Source organism: Bacillus sp. FSL K6-1218, assembly GCF_038006445.1.
GTDB classification, from domain to species: Bacteria; Bacillota; Bacilli; order Bacillales; family Bacillaceae_G; genus Bacillus_A; species Bacillus_A thuringiensis_S.
In genome coordinates, this window is record NZ_JBBOVE010000001.1 from 1,527,623 (window position 1) to 1,553,395 (window position 25,773).

The window sequence follows — 25,773 nt, forward strand, 5'->3', positions numbered from 1 at the left end:
TACTGGCTATTATGTAATGCGTAAAGGAGGAAGTGATATGGATAGTTTCCAATTATCAATGATTCAAAAAGCTATTCACCGTACGTATGATGAGCTCGGAAAAGAAGTGGATAGTCAGGGTGCGATTGTAGATGAAATACAAAAAGCACAAGAAGAATATTTGTCAGCTCTTTCACATGAAACAGCGATTGATAAACGGTATTTAAAGTCATTAATATAGAAGAAAATTTTCCTTTTTCGAAAGGAAAATTTTTTTTCGTGAATTTCTATGTATGGCAACAGGGGAAAGCAAATGCATACATATGCGTAGCAGTTGCTATTATTTTTTTATAGAAAAACTTTTTGGTTGGAGGCTAAGGATGTTTACTGAGAAGAGATTACCATTTGAAGTAGGGAAACAAGATAATTTTTATGATAAGTTGAATGAGTGGATTGGAGATGTGTTTTACGACATCCTTCCGGAAAAAGGTTTTGAAGAGCGTGATGAACAAATTTTTATGGCGTTTCAATTAGAGCGTGCTTTCCAAGAAAAGAAAGTTATGTTCGCAGAAGCGGGTGTAGGAACAGGGAAAACTATTGTATATCTTCTATATGCAATTTGCTATGCGCGTTATACTGGAAAACCAGCTATAATTGCTTGTGCAGATGAAACGTTAATTGAGCAGCTGGTAAAAGAAGAAGGGGACATTGCTAAATTATCTGAAGCATTAGGCTTATCAGTAGATGTAAGACTTGCGAAATCAATGGATAATTATTTATGTTTACGAAAATTAGAAGATGTTATGAGTGGACGAGCTCCAGAAGTAATTGAAGACGTATATTACGAGTTACCACAGTTTGTATTCGATCATGGTACGATGCAAAACTTTACTCACTATGGTGACAGAAAAGAATTTCCACTTTTAAATGACGAAGAATGGTCAAAAGTAAATTGGGATTACTTCCAAGATTGCTTTACTTGTGATTCTCGTCATCGTTGTGGACAAACTCTTTCTCGCGAACATTATCGTAAAGCAGCAGATTTAATTATTTGTTCTCAAGATTTCTATATGGATCATATTTGGACGTACGATGCTCGTAAGCGTGAAGGGCAAATTCCATTATTACCAGAAAGTAGCTGCGTTGTATTCGATGAAGGACATCTTGTAGAATATGCAGCTCAAAAAGCTTTAACATACCGTTTAAAGCAAACGATGATGGAGCAACTTTTAACGAGATTGTTGCAAAACGATATTCGCGAGGAGTTTGCACATTTAGTAGAAGAAACAATTTGGCAAACAGAGCGATTCTTTGATGTGTTACAAGAGAATAAAAAGGAAATTGCCGGTTCTGATCGTTTAGAAATTACTGTGACAGAAAAAGTAACAGCTGAAGCGAAGCGACTTTATGCAAAAATTGGTGAAGTCGGTGATGCATTAGTATTTGAAAGTGAAATGCATACAGTAAACACGTATGACTTAAATATCGTTGATGAGCATTTAGATGTGTTAGAACATTCACTTCGTCTGTTTATGCACGAGAAAAATGTAATTACATGGGGCGAAGAAGGTGATGGTGCCTTCACGTTAGTTATTATGCCGCGTGCAGTTGAAGAAGTGTTACAAGAGAAAGTATTCTCGAAGAAAATCCCGTATATTTTCTCTTCTGCGACATTATCGAACAACGATTCATTCGCATTTACAGCAAATAGTCTAGGGGTAAAAGATTACTTATCATTCTCAGTTGCCTCACCGTTTGATTATGAGGAGCAAATGGCGGTAAACTTACTATCGCATACGAAAGAAAATGAATGGGAAAGAAAGTGTCAATATACACTTGAAAATATACAAAAAACAAATGGACGTACGCTTGTATTATTCCGTACAACACAAGAACTTGCAGCGTTTAAAGAATATGTAAGTAAAGAACAAATGTCAGTTCCGTTTCTATATGAAGGAGATCAGGAAATTAGTCAGCTCGTTTCTCGTTTCCAAAATGAAGAAGAGACTGTACTTTGTGCCGTTCATTTATGGGAAGGTTTAGATATTCCAGGTTCATCATTATCACATGTTATCATTTGGTCATTACCATTCCCTCCAAACGATCCTGTGTTTGAAGCGAAACGTAAGCACGTAAATGATCCATTCTGGGATGTAGATGTACCGTATATGATTTTACGACTTCGTCAAGGGATTGGACGTTTAATTCGTACGAGCGACGATAAAGGTGCTATATCAATCTTCTTATCTGATTCAGAAGATGAGAAAGTAGTTGCAGCTGTGAAAAATGTACTGCCAGTAGAAGGTAAAGAATTATAAGGAGAAAGCTTGGCGCTTGCCAAGCTTTTTTCTATTATAAAAGGAATTTATATTTCCGTGTCGAATTAAGTTTGAGGTAGAAAAAGGAGGCTTTTATACGATGACAGTTGCTACATATGAAGTAGAAAAACAATTTTTAACATACGTGAAGAAGATACAGAATTACGGAGAAGCATTAAGTTTAATGTTTTGGGATTTAAGAACAGGTGCACCCAAAAAAGGTGTGGATCAGCGTTCTGAAGTAATTGGTATGCTTTCGTCAGAAGTGTTTGCTATGTCGACTTCAGATGAGATGGGAAACTATTTAACAGAGCTTGAAGCTTTAATACGCGAAGATAAACTTTCTGAAACGACGAAGAAAATGGTTGAAGAGTGCCGGAAAGAATATGATAGAAATAAAAAAATTCCACAAGTTGAATATGAGGCTTATGTGAAATTAGAAGCGAAAGCAGAGAGTGTGTGGGAAGAAGCTCGCGAAAAATCTGATTTCGAAATGTTCCGCCCGTACTTAGAAAAAATTGTGGAATTTAAAAAGAAATTTATTACATATTGGGGTTATGAAACATATAAATACAATACATTATTAGATATGTATGAGCCAGGTATTACAGTAGAAGTTTTAGATCACGTATTTGGTCAGCTTCGTGAGCGCATCGTACCGCTTGTAAAAGAAATCTCTGAGTCTAAAAAAGGATTAAAAACAAGTGCTTTATCGGAACAATTTTCAAAAGAAAAACAAAAGAACTTTACATTAGAATTATTGAAGCAATTGAATTATGACTTTGAAGCAGGTCGTCTTGATGAAACAGTACATCCTTTCGAAATTACATTAAATAGAGGGGATGTTCGTATTACGACACGCTATGATGAAAAAGATTTTCGTATGGCTGTTTTTGGAACAATTCATGAATGTGGTCATGCAGTATATGAACAAAATATTGCAGAACAATTTGAAGGTACACCACTTTGCAGTGGTACATCTATGGGTATTCACGAATCACAATCATTATTCTTTGAGAACTTTATCGGCCGTAATAAATCATTCTGGAAGAAGAATTATGATTTATTAAAAGAGTATAGCAATGGTCAATTTGATGATATGTCAGTCGATGAGTTTTATGATGCAATTAACGAATCGAAACCGTCATTCATTCGTATAGAAGCAGATGAACTTACATACCCGCTTCATGTTATGGTTCGTTATGAGCTTGAGAAAGAATTATTTGATGGTACATTACAAGTGAAGGACTTACCAGCAGCTTGGAATGATAAGATGGAAGCATATTTAGGCATTCGTCCGGAAAATAATGCACAAGGTGTATTGCAAGATGTTCACTGGGCTGGTGGTTCATTTGGATACTTCCCATCTTATGCGCTTGGTTACATGTATGCAGCGCAATTTAAGCAAAGAATGTTAAAAGACATTCCGAACTTTGATGCATTATTAGAAGAAGGAAACGTAACACCGATTCGTGAATGGTTAACAGAACATATTCACCAATATGGTAAAACGAAAAAGCCGCTTGAAATTTTAGAAGATGTAACAGGTGAAGGCTTAAATGCAAACTACTTAGCCGATTATTTAGAAGCGAAATATAAAGAGATTTATGAGTTGTAAAAAAAGAGCTGCTTAATTGCAGCTCTTTTTGTTAAAGGGGATGGGAGAATGGGTTATACATATACAGTAATGAAGCAAGAAGAAGCGGAGGAAATTGCGTATAACTGGTATTATGAAGGGAAATATTCTTTTTATGATATAGAGGCAGATGAAGAAGATTTAGATGAATTTTTACATGGTGAGAGTAGAGGGGATCATACATTTTCTGTGAAGCAAAATGGCATTCTCATTGGTTTTTTTACTGTTTGTAAAATGAATGATGGAACGGTTGATATAGGACTTGGAATGAGACCTGATATAACTGGCAATGGATTTGGTTTACAGTTCGTGAATGCTGGACTAGCTTTTAGTGAAGAAAAATACGGGTGCAATTATATAACACTATCAGTAGCGACATTTAATGAGAGAGCAATCAAAGTGTATAAAAGAGCAGGATTTGAGGCGGTTGGAACGTTTATACAGAAAACAAATGGTAGTTGTTTTGAGTTTTTGAAAATGAACTACATATGTAAACATGATTAAAAAACAGAGGGGTCTTCTGTTTTTTATTTTGATTTAGAAATATATGATACATATTTTTGTACTTGTTGTAATAGAGGGTTTTGAAATTTTGGTAAAGGATGTGTATGATAGAATTTTAGTAGCAAATAGCAGGTTTAGTAAGGAAAGGTAGAGGTAGTATGATTACAATTAAAACGAAAAATGAAATAGATTTGATGCATGAATCTGGAAAATTACTTGCTTCATGTCATAAAGAAATTGCGAAAATGATAAAGCCAGGTATAACGACGCAAGAGATTAATACGTTTGTTGAAATGTATTTAAAAAAGCATGGTGCCACATCTGAACAGAAAGATTACAATGGGTATCCATATGCGATATGTGCATCTGTAAACGATGAAATGTGTCATGGGTTTCCGGCCGATGTTTCTTTAACTGAGGGTGATATTGTAACAATTGACATGGTAGTAAACTTAAATGGTGGTCTTTCAGATTCTGCTTGGACGTATATAGTTGGAAATGTTTCTGATGAAGCAGAAAGGTTATTGTTAGTAGCTGAGAATGCTTTATATAAAGGGATTGATCAGGCGGTAATCGGTAATCATGTAGGAGATATTGGCTATGCAATTGAAAGTTATGTAACAAATGAAGGTTTTTCTGTTGCAAGAGACTTTACGGGGCATGGGATCGGCAAAGAGATTCATGAAGAACCAGCAATTTTTCATTTTGGGAAGCAAGGACAAGGGCCTCAGTTACAAGAAGGAATGGTGATTACGATTGAGCCGATTGTCAATGTAGGTATGCGATATTCGAAAGTAGATTTAAATGGGTGGACTGCACGAACGATGGACGGGAAATTATCAGCTCAATATGAGCATACACTTGCGATTACAAAAGATGGGCCAATCATTTTAACGAAGTTGTAATTGGGAATGAAAGAGTTTGTAAAACTCGAACGAAAATATTAGTTTTTAAAAATTCGTACGTGTTTTTTCGATAAATGCTTTTCAAAGTATAAAAAGTGCGTTATAATCCTTCTATAAAATAAATAGTTAGCTACACTCATATAATCGCGGGGATATGGCCTGCAAGTTTCTACCGAAGTACCGTAAATACTTTGACTATGAGTGAGGACGAATATAGTTGCTTGTTTAGCATTCTTTTTTGCGAAACTCCAAAAGCGCGTCTCTCACTTGTAACGAGTGGTGGCGGCTTTTGGAGTTTTTTTATTGCATAAGAGGGGGAACAAACATGAAAGTATTACAAGAAAAGATTTTGAACGAAGGAAAGGTTTTATCTGGTGACGTATTAAAGGTAGATGCATTTTTAAATCATCAAATTGACCCAGTACTTATGCAAGAAATCGGAAAAGAATTTGCTAAACGTTTTAAAGAAGAGAACATTACAAAAATCGTGACGATTGAATCTTCAGGCATTGCACCAGCTGTTATGGCTGCATTAGAGCTTGGTGTAAAAGTAATCTTTGCAAGAAAACGTAAATCGTTAACGTTACAAGATAATATGTACGTTGCAAACGTATATTCATTTACAAAACAAGAAACAAATGAAATTTCATTATCTCGAAATCATATTGATGAAAATGATCGCGTGTTAATCATTGATGACTTTTTAGCAAACGGTCAGGCTGCTTTAGGTTTAATGAGTTTGGTAGAGCAAGCAGGAGCAAGTATTGCAGGAATTGGAATTGTTATTGAAAAAGCATTTCAAGATGGAGGAAAGAAGCTTCGTGAACAAGGCGTTCGTGTTGAATCACTAGCAGAAATTGCATCACTTGATAACGGCACAGTTACATTTGTACAGCAAGAAACTGCGGAGGTGAAATAAACGATGAAGCAGCATCCATTTAAAATTGCATCGCTTGGTATGCAGCATATGCTTGCTATGTATGCTGGCGCAATTATCGTTCCGCTTATTGTAGGCGGCGGACTTGGTTTAAATCAAAAAGAGTTAACATACTTAGTCTCAATTGATTTATTAATGTGCGGCGTTGCGACAATTTTACAAGCATTATCAAATCGCTTTTTCGGTATTGGACTCCCAGTTGTACTTGGTTGTACATTTACAGCGGTTGGGCCGATGATTGCAATTGGAAAACAATACGGTGTGTCTTCTATTTATGGGGCAATTATTGCTGCCGGGTTATTCGTTGTTATTTTTGCGAAATTATTTGGAAAGCTTGTAAAACTGTTTCCACCAGTTGTAACAGGGTCTGTCGTTACAGTAATTGGAGTTACACTTGTTCCAGCCGCTATTAATGATATGGCTGGTGGAGTAGGAAGCAAAGATTTCGGAAGTCTTGAAAACTTAGCGTTAGCATTTGGAGTGTTATTATTTATCATCATTATGTATCGTTTCTTTGATGGGTTTATCCGTTCAATTTCTATTCTATTAGGTTTGTTGTTCGGTACTATCGTTGCAGCATTTATGGGGAAAGTAAGCTTGCAAGCAGTTGGAGAGGCGGATTGGTTCCATGGTATTCAGCCATTTTACTTCGGTACACCAACATTTGAATTAACACCAATTATTACAATGATTCTCGTTGCTTGTGTAGGGATTGTAGAAGCAACGGGTGTATACTTTGCATTATCTGATATTTGCAATAAAAAAATCGGTGAAAAAGAATTAACAAAAGGGTATCGTGCAGAAGGATTAGCGATGGTGTTAGGTGGTATTTTTAACGCGTTCCCATATACAACATACTCTCAAAACGTAGGACTTGTTCAATTAACTGGAGTAAGAAATCGCGTTATTATTTATACTTGCGGTGGTATGTTAATCGCTCTTGGGTTTATTCCGAAAATTGCAGCCATTACAACGATTATTCCGAAGTCAGTACTTGGCGGTGCTATGCTCGCAATGTTTGGTATGGTTATGGCATATGGTATTAAAATGCTAAGTAGCGTTGACTTTGGAAGACAAGAAAACTTATTAATCGTTGCATGTTCTGTTGGAATTGGGCTTGGCGTAACAGTCGTTCCTACATTATTCTCACAACTTCCAGAAAGCATTCGTATTTTAACAGATAACGGAATTGTACTTGGAAGTGCATCAGCAGTATTGTTAAATATTGTATTTAATATGGTGCCGCAGCGTAAAGTGAAAGTAAAAGAAGAGCCGGTGTCTATGCAAAGTGCAGTAAGAGAAGCGTAAAAAAGCAAGGTCTCGTTATGAGACCTTGCTTTTCTTTTTAAGTGGCATCATTTTCCCGTAAGTACCAAGACGCCAAATGTACTCAAGTGGCCCGTATTGGTAATGTGAAAGCCACCAGCGGCTAATAAAGATTTGTAACGTGTAGAAACCGACGCAGAATAGTGGTCCAACCCATAATGGAGCAAGATAATCATTTTTGAATAATAGCCCGAATACAAGTAATGTAACAATTGTATGCGAGATGTAATTTGTTAATGCCATTCGTCCAACATATTGGAATGGACGTAATACTGTTTGCCATTTTTCTTTTTGTAATAAACGCATTAACGTGACAATGTAGAAGATGAACAATGTCTTTCCACTTATCATCGTAATACCCATAAGTGAAAATGGTGTGTATGGTTGATTGTTCATAAAGAAGTAAACCATAATAAACCACATCGGTAATGTTAAAATGAACATAATGATTTGCCATTTTTTAAGTTTTGGATCTAATTCCTTAGCACGGCGGAAAATGTCTTTTTTACCGGCATATAATCCGAGTAAAAACAATCCTAGTGTTTCAGGAAGCATAATAAGACTGTTACTTATTGCTTCAGAATAGAAAGAATGGAATCTGTCTGTAATTTGTAAGTCCCAGTTTTCTAACGGCATAATGGCTATGGAAAGGCCTAGTTCATTTACCGGCACTAATAACATGAGAAGAGAACCTAATAATGTGAACAATTGCATGAAACTTAATAGTACAATTGACCATATTAAAATAGTACGTGGCTCTCTTTTGTAAAATAAAAATAAGAAAAAACCGGTAATTGCATAAGTATGTAAAATGTCACCGTCCCATAAAAGAACGTAATGTAAGAAACCAAATAATAATAAGATAAGTAAGCGGCGAACAAACAAAGTTTTTGGACGATCGGTCTTCGCCTCAGCACGATTCATAAAAATATAAAAACCTAATCCAAATAAAAATGAAAAAATTGTATAAAATTTCGTTTGAATAAACATATCGTAAAATAGGCGAATATAGCTGTCTATCCCTTCGTAAATTCCTGTAATATCACGTGAGTCAATCCCGGCAATAATTGGCCAGTTAACAAGAAAAATACCCAGTACAGCTATTCCTCTAATAATATCGATGGAATGTATCCTCTCGCCTTGTGTGAGATTTTGTGTCATTTTTTTCCTCCCTGTTAAGTAATTCCCTTTTATTATACAAAATGTAAGATGGAGGGTATAGGGGATATTTCCATTTTTTTAAACTGTTAAGTTATGTAGGATGAGATATAATAAGAGAGCACAATAAGTTTTAACCTTCTTCAAAACAGGCGGTAAAGCTCCTTCTTATAAGGAGCTTTCTTTATGAAAAGTGTTGATAATGATTCTCTTTAATGATAAACTGTATTCAAAAGTGATAATCATTATCAAAAAAAGGTTGGTGCGTAAGTATGGTATATGCGTTAGTAGCAGGTACAGTCGCTGTATATGCAGTTATTACAAAGTATGTTTTAAATGGAGTAGGAACAGCAAAATGAGTGATATGACATAAAATCCCTTTCATTTGTAAAAAGAATGAAAGGGATTTTTTATTTTTAATGAGAATATGCTGAAAATTTAGTATGATAGTAAAGTGAAACTGTAATCAATGGGTAGGTATAACTCTCACTGGTTATGAGCTCGCAAATAGCGGGGAAAAGTATATACATCTTGGATAAAGGGGAACAAGGGGATGACAAACATAGTACAGACAAACGGTATGAGAAAACTTGTTTGTTTTTATGAAGAGTGGCAAAAACACGGCGATGCAGAGAATAGTTTAAAGTTGTTTGAGGTGATTCAAAAATATAAACAAGAACAGCTTATGATAGCGTTCTGCGGTCACTTCTCTGCAGGGAAATCAACGATGATGAATCATCTATATAAAGCACAGTTGTTACCAACAAGTCCAATTCCGACAAGCGCTAACGTTGTCAAAATTGAAAAAGGAATGGATCGTGTTGTTGTAACGGTTAAATCTGGAGAGCAGTACGAATATGACGGTGCATATTCAGCAGAAGAATTAAAGCAAATTTGTAAAGATGGCGATGAGGTAATTGGTGTTCATATTTATCGGAATGATGCACCAATTCCTGAGGGTGTTATGTTAGTTGATACACCAGGGATTGACTCAACAGATGATGCCCATCAACTAGCGACAGAATCAACGCTACATCTAGCAGACGTAATTTTTTATATGATGGATTATAATCACGTCCAATCGGAAGTGAATTTGCAATTTGTTAAAGAATTGAAACAACGTAATAAAACGGTTTATCTCGTTGTAAATCAAATAGATAAACATAAAGAAAATGAATTATCATTTGAGGATTATAAAGATAGTGTGAAACAATCGTTCTCTAACTGGGATATTGAAGTAGATGGAGTTTATTATACGTCATTACGAATGATGAACCATCCACATAATGAAATTGGAAGTTTAGAAACATTAATTACTTCTATTATGAAAGAAAAAGAGCAGTATGTAAGAGAGGGAATGGAGCGAGAAACAGAATATTTAATGGGAGAACATTTCTCGTTTATTCTTTCTGAAAATGAAAAAGCTCTTTTGACATATGAGGAAGAGTTAGCATCACCGCTTTCGATTTCAGAAATAGTTGAAAAGAAAGAAGAGCTAACGGAAACTAAACATCGCGAGGCTAGTAAAGAATCTCATGTGAGAAACGAATTTATAAAAGGTTTACAAGCTATATTAGATAACGCGTATTTAATGCCGTTTGAAATGAGAGAATTGGCAAATGCATATTTAGAAACGAAATTAACAAAGTTTAAAGTTGGTTTGCTATTTGCGAAAGGAAAGACGGAGCAAGAAAAACAAAGACGTGTAGAGGCGTTTTATTCTGCCCTTCAAAAGACTGTTGAAACGCAACTTGATTTTCATGTGAAAGAATTTATTGTAGCCTTCTTAAAAGAAGAAGGATTGTTCACGGAGGAAATTGGGAAAGACATATATGCTTTAGAAATTGCTTTTGGACCAGAAATGTTAGCTGAAGTCATTAAACAAGGTGCAGGTTTCACAGGTGATTACTTACTTCTTTATACAGCGGATGTAGCGAATGAACTGAAGAAACGTTATTTTACAAAAGCACAGCAAATTTTTGATAAAAGTGCAGTCGTTTTAAAGCAAAAAGTGAAGGAAGCAGTTGCTCGTATGGAAGAAGAGATTGAAAAATATACGATGTTGCAAACGGCAAAAGAGACGGAATTACAATACAGTAACAATTTAGAGACATATGAAAGTTATTTACAAAATGTTTGGCACGAGCGTGTTGCTACACCAGAAGGATTGCAAATAGAGGAGATATTGCAACGTGAAAAACAAATTGTTAGTGAGAAATTCACACTACAAGAGCAGGAAATGGTAAATGATAACGTAGCGGCTCATGAAGAAGAGATAAAAGGAACGGCAGCTTTAAATATTCAGCGTATATTAGAGAAAGTGAAGAAAGCTGAAATGATATTAGAGCCATTGCCAGCGCTGAAACATGTACAGCAAGAGGTGATAGAAAAAAGGCGTCGTGTGGAAACGAAACAATTTACAGTAGCGTTATTCGGAGCTTTTAGTGCTGGGAAATCATCATTTGCCAATGCCTTACTTGGTGAGAAGGTACTTCCTGTATCACCAAATCCGACGACGGCAACGATTAATCAAATTTTGCCGGTTACAGAGGAAAAACCACACGGAACAGTAATGGTTCAATTCAAATCAAAGCAAGCTCTATTAGAAGATATGAAAGCTGTTTATAAGCTGTTTCATTATGAGATTACTACGTTAGATGAGGCGTTAGCACAAATTGATAAAGTTATGAAATATCCTTCACCGACTGGGAAGCAAAAAACAACATTTAGCTTTTTACGAGCGGTACAAAAAGGGTATGATGCAGTTTCTACGTATTTAGGAGAACAAGTACAAGTCACATTAGAAGAGTTCTCTGATTATGTAGCGAATGAAGAAAAATCATGCTTCGTTGAGTATATGGAGCTTTATTATGATTGTGCTTTAACAAGGCAGGGAGTAGCGCTTGTAGACACACCTGGAGCGGATTCTATTAATGCTCGCCATACGGATGTTGCATTCCAGTATATTAAAAACGCAGATGCTATTTTATTTGTAACATATTATAACCATGTATTCTCTCGTGCTGATCGTGAATTTTTAATTCAGCTTGGTCGTGTAAAGGATACCTTTGCCCTTGATAAAATGTTCTTCTTAATTAATGCGGCGGATTTAGCAGAGTCTGAAGAAGAACTTGAAATGGTAAAAGGTTATATCGCAGATCAGCTACTGCAATACGGTATTAGAAATCCGCGTTTATTTGCAATTTCAAGTTTATGTGCGCTTGAAGAGAAACAAGGAAAGAATGTTGAAAAAGAGAAGTATGGTATTTTACAAAACTCTGGAATTACTAAGTTTGAGGAATCATTTACGTCCTTTATGATGAGAGATTTAATGCTTGTTTCTGTGCATGCTTTATATGGTGCGTTGCAAGGGGCAAATCAGCTTTTAGTAAACATGATAAATGGTGCAAAGCAGGGGAATGAAGAGAAAGAGAAGCAAACGAAAAAATATGAAGCAGAGCGTGATCAACTACTTCATATTATTTCATCATATAGTGTACTTGCTGAAGAACAGGCGATGCAAAATGAAGTGAAAGAGTTGCTTTATTACGTGCAACAGCGTCTATTCCTACGTTATAACGATGTGTTTACTGAATTTATTAATCCGGCGTCACTTCGAACGGATGGAAATGTGAAAACACAATTGCAACAGTGTGTTATGGAATTAGTAGCATTTATTCAGCATGATTTATTACAAGAAATGCGTGCGACATCATTACGTCTTGAAAAATGGATAGACGAAGCGATGAAGCGTGCAAAGGACGAAATTGTAGTGAACTGTAAAGTAGAAAATCAATCAATTTCTATGAATGGAACAGTTGAGTATGAATATAAAGATATTACACATAAAGAACCGTTCCCTTCAGTTGAAATAAAAGATTTCAAAAAAGCACTGGCGCATTTTAAAAATGAAAAAAGCTTTTTTGAAAAAAATGATAAAGCTTTCATGCAAGAAGAGGCTAAAGTTGTATTAGAACCTTTCGTATCAAACTATGTAGCTGATGAAAAAGATTTATTTGTTCATCATTATAAGCAAGAGTGGGATTTGAAATGGAACTTATTCCAAAAAGTAATGCAGCAAGATGTGATGAATTATTATGAAAGTATATTATTTGCATTGGCTGAAACGATTGATGTATCTCTATATGAACAAAGTAAAGAACAATTGCACAAGCAGTTAGTAGAGATTGAAAAAGAAATTTATGTTATATAGTCGTTATGAGAAAAAGATTCGTTCAATTTTCTTTTGCAGTACAGTATCTAAAGATTTTACAAATCCAGCAAATTCATCGGTAGAAATCATATGAGTAAGAACAAGTCGTCTGCCGTCTGGTGTTTCACCGCATAAGACGAATGAAGAAAATTCGTATATTTTATTTTCAACTACTAATTTTGGATAGGAATACGTGTCGCTTTTCTTCTTCTTTCCATCAATAGAGATGACGTTGCATTTTTTCTCATTGTTGTCCATGGTGAATCCCTCCTTTCTATTATTTATGGTAGACAAGGAGGGTTTAGAACAATAGAGATGGGGGGGATTTTTTATGTCTTTTGTAATAGAACGTATTTTAAAAGAGGCTATACCGAAGTCTTTATTGCTACTTGCTGATCCAAGTGAACGGCAAATAGCTATATATGTACAAAGAGGGTTAACATACGTAGCAAAGCAAGGGGGCAGCATCATCGGTGTGTATGTTCTTTTGGAAACAAGGCCGAAGACGATGGAAATCATGAATATTGCAGTTGCAGAGCATTTGCAAGGAAAAGGGATTGGGAAGAAGCTAGTAAGGCATGCCGTAGAAACTGCTAAAGGATATGGTATGTCAAAACTTGAAATTGGTACAGGCAATTCTAGTGTTTCACAACTTGCTTTATATCAAAAATGTGGATTTCGTATTTTTTCTATTGATTTTGATTACTTTTCGAAGCATTATGAAGAAGAGATTATTGAAAATGGCATTGTATGCCGTGATATGATTCGGCTTGCAATGGAATTGAATTAGAACGTATAACTTATTTAGGGGGAAGAGAAGATGGAAGTACATAAAGCAATTACAGCACATTCTCGTAAACAAAATGAAAGTGTAAAAGCATGTTTACAATTAGATGCGCAGCGTGAAGCAGCTATTGAAGCAGCCGTATCTCTTGCGTCAAATGGGAAAGAATTTTCGGTTGATGTCATTAATGTTGTAACAAAGCAAATTAATGATCTTGCAAAAAATGGTGTTACCTTGCAGCGTAAATATGTTACAGAAGAAATGGTTATGGAGTATGTAAGTCGTTTACAAGAGAAAGAAGGTCGTTAAAGATGATAGTTACAGTCGAATGGTTACGTGAGCATATAGAAGATGAGAACGTCCGTGTAATCGATTGTCGTTTTGATTTAGCGAATCCTAATTGGGGTAGAGAAAAGTATGAAGAAGAACATATTCCTCATGCGTTATATTTTGATTTGAATTTAGATTTATCAAGTCCTATAGCAGAACATGGTGGCCGCCATCCGTTGCCAAGCATTGAAGAGTTTGCGGACAAGCTTTCGGAGGTTGGTATTGATGAACATACGACAGTAATTGCGTATGACAGTCAAGCTGGTGCAAATGCTGCTCGTTTATGGTGGTTATGTAACTATGTAGGACATGAGAAAGTATATATATTAGATGGTGGTTTCCCGGTTTGGAAAGAGAATGGACTACCGACAACAACGGAAATTCCTGTTGTTATACGAAAAACATTTAAAACAAACATACAAGATCATATGCTTGTATCGATGGAAACAGTAAGAGAGAATATCCAGGCAGGTGCAGATGTTACGTTAATTGATTCAAGAGAGCCAAAACGTTATGCTGGTGTAGAGGAACTTGTCGATCATAAAGCAGGACATATTCCGACAGCAGCAAACTATTTTTGGAAGGATGGAATGTTGCAATCAGGACAATTTAAGAATGAAGCTGAGCAACAAGAACGATTCCAAAACCTGTTGAAAGATAAGGAAACCATTGTATATTGTGGTTCTGGTGTTACGGCATGTCCAAATATCGTTGCATTAAAATTGGCTGGATTCCAAAATGTTAAATTGTATGCAGGTAGCTGGAGTGATTGGATTTCTTATCCAGAAAATCAAATTGCAAAAGAAGAAGATTAATCACTTGCATGCAAAAATAATTTGTATTAAAATAAGGTCACAAGCAAGAGATTGCTCGAAAAACTTTGTATTTTACACATTAGAAACAATGTGATAATATAACGACAAGTAAATAATACATCCTGCGGTGTGCGTAACTTATTTATGTCTAAAACCGATGTTAGTTATACGGAAGCTCAATATTTAGCGACCATCATCAAGCCTTCCTTGTGGAGGAAGATGTACGGTAACTGTGAGGGCATCCACCTGCGAGTAGCGGGTTTTTGGACATTTACGAGGAGCGGCACGTGCGGGGGTCTTATTTCAACTAACCTTATATAAAATTCCTACGGTGTACGTAGCTTATGCATGTCTTAAACCAATAAGTTTAATATGGAAGTTCAATATTTAAATGTAGCTAACATGCCATCTTTTTAAGAAGGAAGTTACAAACATTTGTGAGAGCATCCACCTGTGAGAGCAGGTTTATGGACATCTAGAGAGAACGGCATATGTGGGGCTATATAAAAACCTTACGTTTTATACGTAAGGTTTTTTTGTTGCATAGATATATCAATATTATCTTGATTCACCTGTGAAGTTTCCGTAATAAATGTAGCACTTTCTGTCTTCATCAATCTCTCTTGAATCCAAGGAGAATTCCATAGACATGCCGTCTCGCTGAATATATATAATATCTGAATGAAGAGATGGTAAAATTTCTTCGTAGTTCCATACATCTTGACTATCTACTATGTTTGAACTCGTTTCACTTAGTTCTCTAATTTCAAAACCGATGTAGGAGTATGTAGGGTCTGAAGGGTCATTTGCGAAAACTTCTTTTTGAATATAAATAACTGCTGTTCCGTCTGGATCAACCGAAGTTGCAGTAACAACATAAGTATTTTTCTCTTTAATAAAATATTCACAAGTCATGCGTGCGATAATTTCAGAATTAGAAATATTTGCGTAGTTCCATAAAGCAGGATACCCTTTTGTTTCATCATTAAGTCGATATTCTAAGCGCATTTAATCCCTCTTCTTCCTTTTTCTTCTACTTTATCATGCCGTCTTATATAATAGAAATATAATTTAAAAAGGGGAGTGCGAAGGTGACAAAAACGAAATGGCTAGTAGGTGGTGTCGTAACATCTTTAATGACTGGCACTTTATTTGGCTGCGCACAAGATCTTCCCCCAAAACCGAATGATAATAGTTGTTCTGATTGGGATTGGGATGATGAACTTGGGGTATGGCAGTGTGATGATAGTAGTTCAGGTTATCGTGGGCATTATTTCTATGGTGGGCGATACTATCAAAATAAGTCCACCTTTAAAAATTCATCGGCGTTTAAATCGTATCAATCGTCTGCTGAATTTAAAGGTGGAATTGGAAGCGGTTCAAAGGGAGGATTTGGGGGCTAAAATATGTCGCAATACATAAGGGATCGAAAAGAATTTTATTTAAAACATCCGAATTTTTGGTCGGATTTATATGAATGTGAGTATAGTTTGTTTCATGTTTTTTCTATAACAAATCAGACTTTGGACCAATTACACTTAGCGACTGAACGAATGGGGAAAATATTTTTTAAGACTGCTAGACTGCTGCGTAATTTAAGTGACGAACAGCTTCTAGATCTTGGCTTTCCATCCGCGAGTTTATCTTTCATTAGAATGAAAGGGCTTTATCCTGAATCTGTAATTTCGCGATTTGATTTTGCTGTAACAGAGGATAACAAAATCAAAATGCTTGAGTTTAATAGTGATACACCAACTTTTATTGTGGAATGTTTTCAAATGAATGGGAAAGTATGTAAAAATCTAGGCTATGATGATCCAAACTCGGATCAAGAACGATTGCTAGCTTCTGGTGTAACGAAAGCAGTAATGGAAGCGACAAAGGGATTAGATAATCCAAATGTTGTTTTTACAGCACATCATGAACATATCGAGGATTGGAATACCACTATGTATTTAAGTCAGCTATGCCATGTTGAAAATAAAGTAGTGCCAATGTCAGAACTTAGAATTACAAAGGATGCTCTAGTCGATAAAGATGGGGCAAAGATTGATGTTTTATATCGCCAAACATATCCGATAGAAGATTTAATTGAGGATCAAGATCCTGAAACAGGAGATTTGGTAGGTGTGGAACTGTTACAACTTGTAAAAGCCGGAAAGCTTTTTATAATAAATCCTTTGTCAGCATTTTTACTTCAGCCAAAATCAATTCAGTGTCTTATTTGGGGGTTAGCAGAAGAAGAGGCCTTTTATACAAATGAGGAACAACAGTGGATTAAAGAATATATGTTACCTACATATTTAGAACCAGATTTATTTTTAGGCAAAGGTTCTTTCGTTCAAAAACCTTCATTTGGGAGAGAAGGAGATACAATTACGATTCGCGATAAAGACGAAAATATTATGCTTCAAAATGCACACCAAACGTATAAAGCGTCACTGCCGATATTTCAAAAGTATACCGAACTGCCAGTCGTATCCTTGGAAACAGAAAAAGGGATCGAGAAACTGTCATATGTGTTTGGTTCGTTTTTAATTGCTGGAAAAGCGAGTAGTATCGGTATTCGTGCGGGAGAAAAGATTACCGGAAATGAATCGTACTATTTACCGGTAGGTATAAAAAGGAGGGGAAAAAATGATTAATTTTTTATTATATTTAGCAGTAACACTCGGCCTTTTATGTATAGGTCTGTTCTTGATGGAAGTGACAACGAAAGTTAAGGAATTTAAGTTAATGGCTCAAGGAAATAAGGCGGTAAGCTATGTGCTTGGAGGACGATTACTTGGGTTAGCTATTGTTTTATATTCGACAGCAGCTAATTCAATTTCACTTCTTGATATGATTTCGTGGGGAGCAGTTGGGATTTTGGCTCAAATTATCGTTTTTTATTTAGCTGAGTGGCTTACACCGCGCTTTAATATAAACAAAAGTCTTGAAGAAGATAATCAAGCAGTCGGTCTTTTTCTTATGTTTTTATCGCTTTCAATTGGGATTGTAATTGCTGGCTGTATAACTTATTAAAAACTTTACGTTAGTTTGCCATACCTTTTGAAAAAATTGTAGGCTATGGTTGACATCTATTTTAAATAAGAGTAACATTTTCAATGTAATGAAAATAAGTCTCTGTTAGGTGAGGCTCCTGTATAGAGAAATGCTACTGCCCAAAAATGTCGAGAGACGCCAATGGGTCAACAGGAATGATCGAATTAAGGTTTTTCTTAACGTAGCTGGTAATGTACCTATGCTATACAGTGCTAAAACTCGGTGAGGGAGAGGTCCGTAGATTTCTAATTATATTAGAAATCGTTTATTTGTGTATGTAATGGCCGCTACTCTCTTAAGGGTAGGGGTCTTTTTTGTTACCAAGCTATGAGTAATTTCATAGTATAAACTATAAAATTAAACGAGGAGGTGAGGAGCATGTCAAATTCTGACTCGGTTCCGTTACCCATATACTTCAAATCAAAAATATATGATGTAGGCAGGAAACGACTTGTTCCTCCCTCTATATTTATCACAATGTAGCGTTTATAAAGCGCTAGACACTTTCACAGTAAAGTGGATAAATTGAGAAACAAAGCGTTTCTTCCTATGTTGTAAAGGAGGAGACGATAATATGTTATATGCAAACAAAACTGTGGGTAACACGTCATATAAACTAAGTAAAAAATCAATAAAAGAACAAACAATGCTTCAAAAAAATAAAGATTTATTAATTGAAATTGCAACAAGAGATGTAAAATCTGTATTTGCATATTTTAAAACAACAAGAGACGGACTATCAATGAAAGAGGCACAAAAACGTATTCAAGTATATGGCCGAAATGAACTAACTTCAAAAAGAGCACTTCTTGCAGAAGTAATGATAAAGCTTGGTGGCATGATCCCAGGTTTTTCAAAACAACGTGTGTGTGATGAATTACAACGTGAAACGATTACTGTATCTAGAGTAGAATGTTCTAGTAGTACAGGGCTAAATAGTGAACTGAAAATGATGGAGATACCAGTGCAAGAACTTGTACCTGGAGATATGATTTTTCTTTCGGCTGGAGATGCTGTGCCAGCTGATGTACGTATTATTTATGCAGATGATTTATTAGTAAATGAGTCTGTGTTAACGGGAAACGAAGCGAGTATAGAGAAGTTTGAAAGCTGCTATCACCTTGAACGTAAACGATTTATTCCATTAAAACGGATGAAAGATTATAATCCACTTGAGCTTGAAAATGTATGTTTTAAAGGTTCGCATATTGTTAGTGGAAATGCAAAGGCTGTCGTTGTTTCTACTGGGAAAAATACGTATTCAGGCATATTGCATACATGTTGTAGTAGGATGTCTTAATGTGTTAATGGTGCTAAATATACAAAAACAATGTATAATAGACAAAGTTGAGCAAAAACGTAGAATGGTAATCTATTTATATAACCTTACGTGATAACGTGAGGTTATTATTTTTTTAATAGGAGAGGAATTATGAAAAAAGTATTATTAGTTGATGGTATGGCACTATTATTTCGTGCTTTTTACGCAACAAGTGTCTACGGACAATTTATGAAACGACAAGATGGAACACCTACGAACGGGATTCATGGTTATATGAAACACTTGTTAACAGCTACGCAAGCGATCGAACCAACACATATCGTTACATGCTGGGATATGGGAAGTACGACATTTAGAACAGAATCGTTCTCGAATTATAAAGCAAATCGTGCAGCGCCACCAGAAGAATTAATTCCTCAATTTGATTTAGTACAAGAAATGACTGCGAAATTATCCATTCCAGTTATCGGTATGAAAGGCTACGAAGCCGATGATTGTATCGGTACGCTTGCAAAACAATATTGCAATGAAGCTGAAGTTTATATTTTAACTGGTGATACAGATTTACTTCAACTTGTTGATAAGAACGTTACAGTTATGCTTCTGCGTAAAGGAATTGGAAATTACGAATATTACACACCGGAGAAAATCATGGAAGAAAAAGGTATAGAGCCGTGGCAAATCGTCCATGCAAAAGCTTTCATGGGAGATACAAGTGATAATTATCCAGGTGTAAAAGGTATCGGTGAAAAAACAGCGTATAAGCTTATTCAAGAGCACGGAACAGTATCCGCTGTACTAGAAAATGTAGAATCATTAACAAAAGCGCAGCGTACGAAGATTGAAAGTGATTTAGAGAACTTAAATATTTCGTTACAATTAGCACAAATTCACTGTGAAGTTCCAATTTCATGTTCACTAGAAGAGGGATTACACACAATGGATGGAGAAAAACTTAGATTTGTTTGTGAAGAAATGAATTGGGGAAGACCTGAAATATTAATAAATATGCTATAAATAGTTTGGAAAGAGGGATGTTGCATAAGTCGAGCTTTGATTTATGCAACACCTTCTTTTTGTTTTTGTAAACAGTATTATAGTAAATAAAATTATGTCGAACTCAATTTTAAATATATAAATGTTTCGACAAGGTATAATGATAAAAGTTGATGAAAATAGTAACTTTTATAATGAAGTGAATTAATTTCAACATAGTTTTAGATAGTCTCTTTTTTCGTGTTCACAAAGTTGTCAGAAAATAAACGGAATTTTCATATGAAGTTCAAATAGAATTCACAACAATCAATTATTATAAGAACACACAGATAATTCTTTATCTTTTATATAAACCATCCCCCAAGGAGGACAATGAAAATGAGAAAAAAAGTGAGAAAATCTTTTAAACAATTATTAATTGAAAATAAACAATCACTATTAAATAATAAAGAAAATATGAAAGAAATTGAAGAGAGAATTGAGAAACGACATGTGGCATATAGTGGTGCTAGTAATTAAATAAAATAAAAAAGATAGCCTATATAGGCTATCTTTTTTATTTTATATTGAAAAAACGTTATTCATCTCTTTAATTTTGTAAATATGCAAGATATTTTTATAGTGTTTTTCTATCAATATTACTCATTTTTCGAGGTTGAAATTGGTATATACCAATTTTTGAGATTTACTATTCATAATATTACCAAAAATGTTACAATACACTCAAATTTATACTATAAAATCATTTTAATATGAAAAATTGGAATGAAAAGAAAGGAGAGGAATATGAATAAAGATGTCGCTTTGAAATGATTATTATCATTTCATTAGGAGTTGATGTAAAAAGATGAAGAGATACGAAGAATTGGACTCTATAAGAGGGATTTCTTCATTAGTAGTAATGATTGGTCATCATTTAATGATTTTTTCAGCATTTCAAAATTACAGTTATGAAGATAATAAACCATTTGTTGTGTATCTATTAAAAGAAACGCCTGCTCGTCTAATTTTTAGTAGTGGTAACGAATCTGTTATTATCTTTTTTGTTTTGAGCGGATTTGTTTTGTATGAATCTATTCAAAAAAACTATAGTAGCTATGGGTCATACCTTTTAAAACGTATATGTAGAATATACATTCCTTATATTGTGGCAATAATTATAGCTATTATATGCCAGACTACAATTAGTGAATATGGTATTTCTTATTTAAGTGAATGGTTTAATCGCTCATGGACGATTGAAAGTTCTTCAAGTTTAATCGCACAACATATTTTATTGGTTGGGAAATATAATACAGATGCATATAACGGTGTGATTTGGTCGCTTGTCCATGAAATGCGAATATCAATAATTTTCCCGTTAATTTTGATGATTTGCTTACGAAAAACGTTGAGGTGTTCATTACTATTATTGTTTAGTTTTAGTATATGTTCTGTCATGATATTATTTTTGTTCCGTTCGAGCTTAACATTAACAAGCTATGCATTAACGTTGCATTACACGGTGTTGTTTTTACTAGGAGCACTAGTTGCGAAGTATAAAAATAATTTAATAGTTTTTTATAGTAATTGTACTAAAAACACGAAAATTGCATGGTTTTTATTTGCAATTTTACTTTTTATGTATGAAGGGCTTATTGGAGAAATTAAAGTGCTCAATAATTTTATATTTCGAGACTACATAGTGGCGATAAGTGCATGTCTATTTGTCATATTAAGCTTGTCAATATCAACTTTGTCGTCCTTACTACGTAATAAATACTTGTTATATTTGGGGAAGATTTCTTACAGTCTTTATTTATATCATATTATATCGTTATTTTCCCTTATATACATGCTCCATAAAATATTACCGTTGCCTATTATTTTAATTTTTTCACTTGTTTTTTCGTTTATATTTGCAATGCTTTCGTATATATATGTAGAAAAATTTGCATTCAGAGTTGGAAAGTATGTAACAAAACAAGTGGATAGAAAGGAGAAAGGGTTATCTGTAAAGAGTGACTTGCAGGATGTTATTCAGAAAAGGGCGGTGAAATAATTGAAGCAAGAAATGAGTATAAAAGATTTTCAACAATTATTGAAAAGAAGATTCGTAACGATTATTTTAACGATGTGTTGTTTAACCGCTTCTTTAGTTCTTATCTCTATGTATGTTTTAAAGCCGTCATATCAATATTCAACGCAAATTCTTGTTGGGAATTTAGATGAGTTTAATAAGGAAAATTCAACAAATAAAACACAAGAAAATAAGCAACTAGTAACATCGTATGTCGATATTTTAAAAAGCCCATTAATTATTTCAACAGTTAAAAAAACTTTGAAATTAGAGCAATCAAGTTATGAATTAGCACAAAAAATCTCGGTGGTAAATACGGACAACTCACAAATTGTAACTGTTACAGTAAAAGATTCCAATCCGAAAGTCGTGAAAGACATAGTAAAGACATTGGCAGAGCAATCACAAAAAAGCTTTCAACAGTACACAAATGTACAAGGAGTGAAAGTATTAACTGATCCTGAGTTACAGGAACAGGCCGAAAAATTGTTTCCGAAATTTCAACTGATCATTCCTATTTCTTTAATTGTTAGTTTTTTTGTTGGTATAGGTTTAGCTGTATTTCGAGATTATTTTGATGAACGTATATACGTGGAACAGGATTTAGAGAAAATAACAACAGTTTCTGTTATTGGTTACATAAATATGAAACCGAATAGAAAAAAGAAACCTACAGAGGTTGATAAACAATCATCTATATATCGAGGTGAACATGTCGATGTTTAGGACAAAGAAACAGCTGCCATTCAATATGCATGATGATCTGATGAAAGAGCAGTTTTATACGGTATATCACGAGCTGAAAAAATCTGGAAAACAACTATTCACAGTTAGTTCAACGAAGGACAGAGGTGTTGTTGCCTCGCTTATAGTAAATATGGGTCTAGTGTTTGCGGAAATGAAGAAAAAGGTGTTACTTATTGATGTGAATTTTTCTGACCCTAAACTACATGTATTATTACAAAGTAATCACATGATAACAGTAAACGATATAATAAGTTCTTCCCCCTGCAATTATGAATCTTTTTCTAGTAATTTGTCTAAATACTTATATTGTATTCCTGCAAAAAAAACAGTACACACAGGGACACCCTTAGTTGCTATGGATGAATTTGATAATGCGATTGCTAAGTGGAAAGAAGATTTTGATTACATTTTCTTTTATTCCTCTGAAGTATTTGACCTTCCTGCTACGCACATTATTGCAGGGAAGTGCGATGGAGTGGTTTTAGCAGTTAAAAAGCGAAAAGATTCACTACGTACAGTGCAAAAAGTAATAGCGGATATAAAGAGGAAAGAATGTGAATTAATAGGTATAATTTTATATTCTTGAATGTGGGGGTAACGATCCATGATTCGTGAAACAAATCAAGCCAAGTTGTATACGATTCCGGCTCAAGAAAAGCCTAGCATATTGAATCGAAGTGTAAAACGCTTGTTTGATATTATATTTTCAATCATATTGTTACTATTAACGATACCAATTATGTTGTTCTTTTGTATTATGATTACTTTAGAAACATCAGGGGCTCCAATTTACTTTCAAGAACGTTTAGGTATAAACGGGAAGAAGTTTAATGTATTTAAATTAAGGTCGATGGTAAAGGATGCTGAAATGAACGGACCACAATGGGCAAAAGAACATGATCAAAGAATTACAAAAGTTGGATTGTTTATAAGAAAAACGAGAATTGATGAATTACCACAACTCTTAAATATTTTAAGAGGAGATATGTCTTTTGTAGGTCCTAGACCAGAGAGAGAGTTTTTTTATAATGAATTTGATGCGTATATTCCAGAATTTAAGGATCGTTTAATGGTAAAACCAGGCTTAACAGGATGGGCACAAATAAATGGAGGGTATAATCTTGATCCAAAGGAAAAGTTGAGGTTAGACATGGAGTATATTGAAATGAAAACGATTCGGATGGACATCCGTATTTTATGTAAGACCGTTTTAATTGTATTGAACGGTAATGGTGCAAGATAAATATATATGTAAACAAACAACATATGTAAGTAGGTTACTTGCAAAGGAGAACTGGTATGGGTAGATCTATTCTAAATAATATTATCCATCTATTTTATAGCACGATTTTAGCTAACCTTCTTCAGGCTGTCAGTTTAATTGCTTTAGCAAACTTTTTTAATGCACAACATTATGGGATGTTTAGTGTTGCCATAGCAGTGACGTTTGTTATGTTATTTTTTACAGACTTAGGACTTAGTAATACGTTTCTTCGAGAAGGGGCAAAGGATGGAGCAGATTTAGAGAAGATTTTATCATCGTATGTAAAAATAAGAATGATTCTACTTATTTTTATTTCTATCATCGGTTATATTTCTATTCATTATATGTATGCGGATAAAAATTTAATTTATATGACGATAAACGTAATGTTTTTCATGTTAATAGGGTTAACTTGGCAAAACATAGGGATTGCCTATTTTCAACTGACGGAACGTATGAAGTATATAGCGCTCATTAAAGTTGTATCATCATCGGTTGTCATTATAATTACATGTTTTTGTATTTTCGGAGAGTTACCGGTGTATGTAACGGCTCGCTTATATGCTTTTGGGTATATGATCGGTGGTTTATTCAGTATATATATCATGAGAAGAAAGACGAAAATGAATATGAAAGTCGTCATTCATAAAGCGTTATTTTGGCAATTAACTCCTTTTATTATTAGCGGTTTTTTAATAATGAGTACGCCACAATTAGCGCCTATCTTGCTTAACTATACATTGCCATTAAGTATGGTAGGTGTTTTTGCAGTGGCGTATCGGATGCCGGCAGCTTTATATCAAGTACCGGGGGTAATTGCAGGTGCATTTTTTCCAGTGCTCTTTAAGCATTATAACCAGAATAATTTAGAAGAGCATACGAAATTAAATTTGCTTCAAATTAAATCAATGGCGATTGTAGGAATATGTATGACGATCGGTTTATATCATTTAGCACCATACTTTATTTCTATATTTTTTCATGAAGAATGGAGCAATGCAGTAGAACCACTCCAAATATTATCATTTCTTATTGTGCTACAAAGTTTAAATATTGCCATTGCTGACGGTTTAACGACAAGTGGATGTCAAAATAAGAGAACTGTTGTGCAGTGTGTAGCATTGGTGATAGGTGGGGTTATGCTTTATAGCTTTAGTAGTATTGGTGGAGTGATAGGAGCGGCATACGCTATGGTTTTATTTGAAATTGTCGCTTTAGTGGGATATATAGCGGTAAGTGTAGTGAAGAAAAAAATTGTATTCCAAATTGTAATACCGTATACAATTTATTTTGGTGTAACCTTTATTGGAGTGCAATATATATTGCATACATATCATTTAATTGCGCTTGTTCTTAATATACTAATCGTAGTAGCTGCCATATTCCTATATGATTATGAGCTGAAAAAACTTCTTCTTTCTTTTATAAGAAAAATACGCAAAAAGGATTATATTACGAAACAGGGGATATAGCCT

General features: G+C 34.6%; 25 protein-coding genes, 2 other RNA genes and 2 riboswitches. Of the genes, 24 read left to right on the forward strand and 3 right to left on the reverse strand.

Annotation, left to right across the window (positions count from 1 at the left end; all coding sequences use genetic code 11):
• Positions 1-37 precede the first annotated feature (37 nt).
• From MHI26_RS08050 to pbuX, 7 genes are all read left to right on the forward strand, one after another.
• Positions 38-220: a DUF3921 domain-containing protein gene (locus MHI26_RS08050; protein ID WP_000376895.1), complete on the forward strand. Its 183-nt coding sequence runs from the start codon at positions 38-40 to the stop codon at positions 218-220.
• A gap of 139 nt (positions 221-359) precedes the next feature.
• Positions 360-2,297 carry an ATP-dependent DNA helicase gene (locus MHI26_RS08055; protein WP_000493696.1) on the forward strand — a complete coding sequence of 646 codons (1,938 nt, stop codon included), beginning with the start codon at positions 360-362 and terminating at the stop codon, positions 2,295-2,297.
• A 100-nt stretch (positions 2,298-2,397) separates the two neighbouring features.
• Positions 2,398-3,915 carry a carboxypeptidase gene (gene ypwA / locus MHI26_RS08060; RefSeq protein WP_061666877.1) on the forward strand — a complete coding sequence of 506 codons (1,518 nt, stop codon included), beginning with the start codon at positions 2,398-2,400 and terminating at the stop codon, positions 3,913-3,915.
• Between the two features lie 48 nt (positions 3,916-3,963).
• Positions 3,964-4,437, forward strand: a complete 474-nt coding sequence (locus tag MHI26_RS08065) for a GNAT family N-acetyltransferase (protein ID WP_000542518.1) — start codon at positions 3,964-3,966, stop codon at positions 4,435-4,437.
• Positions 4,438-4,595: 158 nt separating this feature from the next.
• On the forward strand, positions 4,596-5,342 hold the full coding sequence (locus MHI26_RS08070) for a type I methionyl aminopeptidase (RefSeq protein ID WP_000628420.1): 747 nt from the start codon (positions 4,596-4,598) through the stop codon (positions 5,340-5,342).
• A 116-nt stretch (positions 5,343-5,458) separates the two neighbouring features.
• Positions 5,459-5,560: riboswitch (purine riboswitch) on the forward strand.
• 107 nt (positions 5,561-5,667) lie between these two features.
• Entirely contained in the window at positions 5,668-6,261 is a 594-nt protein-coding gene (locus MHI26_RS08075; protein ID WP_000866483.1) for a xanthine phosphoribosyltransferase, read from the forward strand.
• 3 nt (positions 6,262-6,264) lie between these two features.
• Positions 6,265-7,587, forward strand: a complete 1,323-nt coding sequence (pbuX, locus tag MHI26_RS08080; protein ID WP_000809215.1) for a xanthine permease PbuX — start codon at positions 6,265-6,267, stop codon at positions 7,585-7,587.
• 15 nt (positions 7,588-7,602) lie between these two features.
• On the opposite strand, the gene MHI26_RS08085 is transcribed toward pbuX, so the two are convergent.
• A complete protein-coding gene (locus tag MHI26_RS08085; RefSeq protein WP_000193174.1) occupies positions 7,603-8,766 on the reverse strand; it encodes a DUF418 domain-containing protein in 1,164 nt (387 codons plus the stop codon).
• A 550-nt stretch (positions 8,767-9,316) separates the two neighbouring features.
• On the opposite strand from MHI26_RS08085, the gene MHI26_RS08090 reads away from it, so the two are divergent.
• A complete protein-coding gene (locus MHI26_RS08090; RefSeq protein ID WP_061666876.1) occupies positions 9,317-12,976 on the forward strand; it encodes a dynamin family protein in 3,660 nt (1,219 codons plus the stop codon).
• Positions 12,977-12,979: 3 nt separating this feature from the next.
• Here the strand turns inward: MHI26_RS08090 and MHI26_RS08095 are convergent, their stop codons facing one another.
• Positions 12,980-13,234, reverse strand: coding sequence for a DUF3931 domain-containing protein (locus MHI26_RS08095; RefSeq protein WP_061666875.1), 255 nt, complete (start codon positions 13,232-13,234; stop codon positions 12,980-12,982).
• Between the two features lie 73 nt (positions 13,235-13,307).
• Here MHI26_RS08095 and MHI26_RS08100 point away from each other — a divergent pair, with 73 nt between their 5' ends.
• The 5 genes from MHI26_RS08100 (at position 13,308) to ssrS (MHI26_RS08120) (ending at position 15,409) form a co-directional block, all read left to right on the forward strand.
• On the forward strand, positions 13,308-13,766 hold the full coding sequence (locus MHI26_RS08100) for a GNAT family N-acetyltransferase (protein ID WP_061666874.1): 459 nt from the start codon (positions 13,308-13,310) through the stop codon (positions 13,764-13,766).
• 30 nt (positions 13,767-13,796) lie between these two features.
• The gene (locus tag MHI26_RS08105) at positions 13,797-14,069 is read left to right on the forward strand and encodes a YpbS family protein (protein ID WP_000451820.1); all 273 of its coding nucleotides are present in this window, start codon (positions 13,797-13,799) and stop codon (positions 14,067-14,069) included.
• Positions 14,070-14,071: 2 nt separating this feature from the next.
• Entirely contained in the window at positions 14,072-14,905 is an 834-nt protein-coding gene (locus tag MHI26_RS08110) for a sulfurtransferase (RefSeq protein WP_061666873.1), read from the forward strand.
• 116 nt (positions 14,906-15,021) lie between these two features.
• Positions 15,022-15,204: non-coding RNA, 6S RNA (gene ssrS, locus MHI26_RS08115), on the forward strand.
• A gap of 21 nt (positions 15,205-15,225) precedes the next feature.
• A non-coding RNA gene (ssrS, locus tag MHI26_RS08120) (6S RNA) lies at positions 15,226-15,409 on the forward strand.
• Positions 15,410-15,463: 54 nt separating this feature from the next.
• Here ssrS (MHI26_RS08120) and MHI26_RS08125 read toward each other — a convergent pair.
• A complete protein-coding gene (locus MHI26_RS08125; RefSeq protein WP_001235523.1) occupies positions 15,464-15,913 on the reverse strand; it encodes a hypothetical protein in 450 nt (149 codons plus the stop codon).
• 83 nt (positions 15,914-15,996) lie between these two features.
• Between MHI26_RS08125 and MHI26_RS08130 the strand changes: the two genes are divergently transcribed.
• From MHI26_RS08130 to MHI26_RS08180, 11 genes are all read left to right on the forward strand, one after another.
• Positions 15,997-16,308, forward strand: coding sequence for a hypothetical protein (locus MHI26_RS08130; protein WP_000169030.1), 312 nt, complete (start codon positions 15,997-15,999; stop codon positions 16,306-16,308).
• 3 nt (positions 16,309-16,311) lie between these two features.
• Complete coding sequence (locus MHI26_RS08135; protein ID WP_061666872.1) at positions 16,312-17,550, forward strand: glutathionylspermidine synthase family protein; 1,239 nt, start codon at positions 16,312-16,314, stop codon at positions 17,548-17,550.
• Entirely contained in the window at positions 17,543-17,929 is a 387-nt protein-coding gene (locus MHI26_RS08140) for a DUF350 domain-containing protein (RefSeq protein ID WP_000606857.1), read from the forward strand. Before MHI26_RS08135 ends, MHI26_RS08140 begins: the two co-directional genes overlap by 8 nt.
• Positions 17,930-18,023: 94 nt before the next feature.
• A riboswitch (M-box (ykoK) riboswitch) is annotated at positions 18,024-18,189 on the forward strand.
• Positions 18,190-18,524: 335 nt separating this feature from the next.
• Positions 18,525-19,250 carry a P-type ATPase gene (locus tag MHI26_RS08145; protein WP_000964946.1) on the forward strand — a complete coding sequence of 242 codons (726 nt, stop codon included), beginning with the start codon at positions 18,525-18,527 and terminating at the stop codon, positions 19,248-19,250.
• Between the two features lie 132 nt (positions 19,251-19,382).
• Positions 19,383-20,249 (forward strand): 5'-3' exonuclease, encoded by an 867-nt coding sequence (locus MHI26_RS08150; protein WP_000757064.1) that lies wholly within the window; start codon positions 19,383-19,385, stop codon positions 20,247-20,249.
• 357 nt (positions 20,250-20,606) lie between these two features.
• Positions 20,607-20,747, forward strand: coding sequence for an FbpB family small basic protein (locus tag MHI26_RS08155; protein ID WP_001228048.1), 141 nt, complete (start codon positions 20,607-20,609; stop codon positions 20,745-20,747).
• A 328-nt stretch (positions 20,748-21,075) separates the two neighbouring features.
• Positions 21,076-22,269, forward strand: a complete 1,194-nt coding sequence (locus tag MHI26_RS08160; protein ID WP_000833050.1) for an acyltransferase family protein — start codon at positions 21,076-21,078, stop codon at positions 22,267-22,269.
• Positions 22,270-23,013 carry a YveK family protein gene (locus MHI26_RS08165; RefSeq protein ID WP_000807060.1) on the forward strand — a complete coding sequence of 248 codons (744 nt, stop codon included), beginning with the start codon at positions 22,270-22,272 and terminating at the stop codon, positions 23,011-23,013.
• Positions 23,000-23,620 carry a CpsD/CapB family tyrosine-protein kinase gene (locus MHI26_RS08170; protein WP_061666871.1) on the forward strand — a complete coding sequence of 207 codons (621 nt, stop codon included), beginning with the start codon at positions 23,000-23,002 and terminating at the stop codon, positions 23,618-23,620. The genes MHI26_RS08165 and MHI26_RS08170 overlap by 14 nt, the downstream gene beginning before the upstream one ends.
• Positions 23,621-23,638: 18 nt before the next feature.
• Positions 23,639-24,277, forward strand: a complete 639-nt coding sequence (locus MHI26_RS08175; RefSeq protein ID WP_000617647.1) for a sugar transferase — start codon at positions 23,639-23,641, stop codon at positions 24,275-24,277.
• Between the two features lie 56 nt (positions 24,278-24,333).
• On the forward strand, positions 24,334-25,770 hold the full coding sequence (locus MHI26_RS08180; protein WP_061666870.1) for an oligosaccharide flippase family protein: 1,437 nt from the start codon (positions 24,334-24,336) through the stop codon (positions 25,768-25,770).
• Positions 25,771-25,773 lie beyond the last annotated feature (3 nt).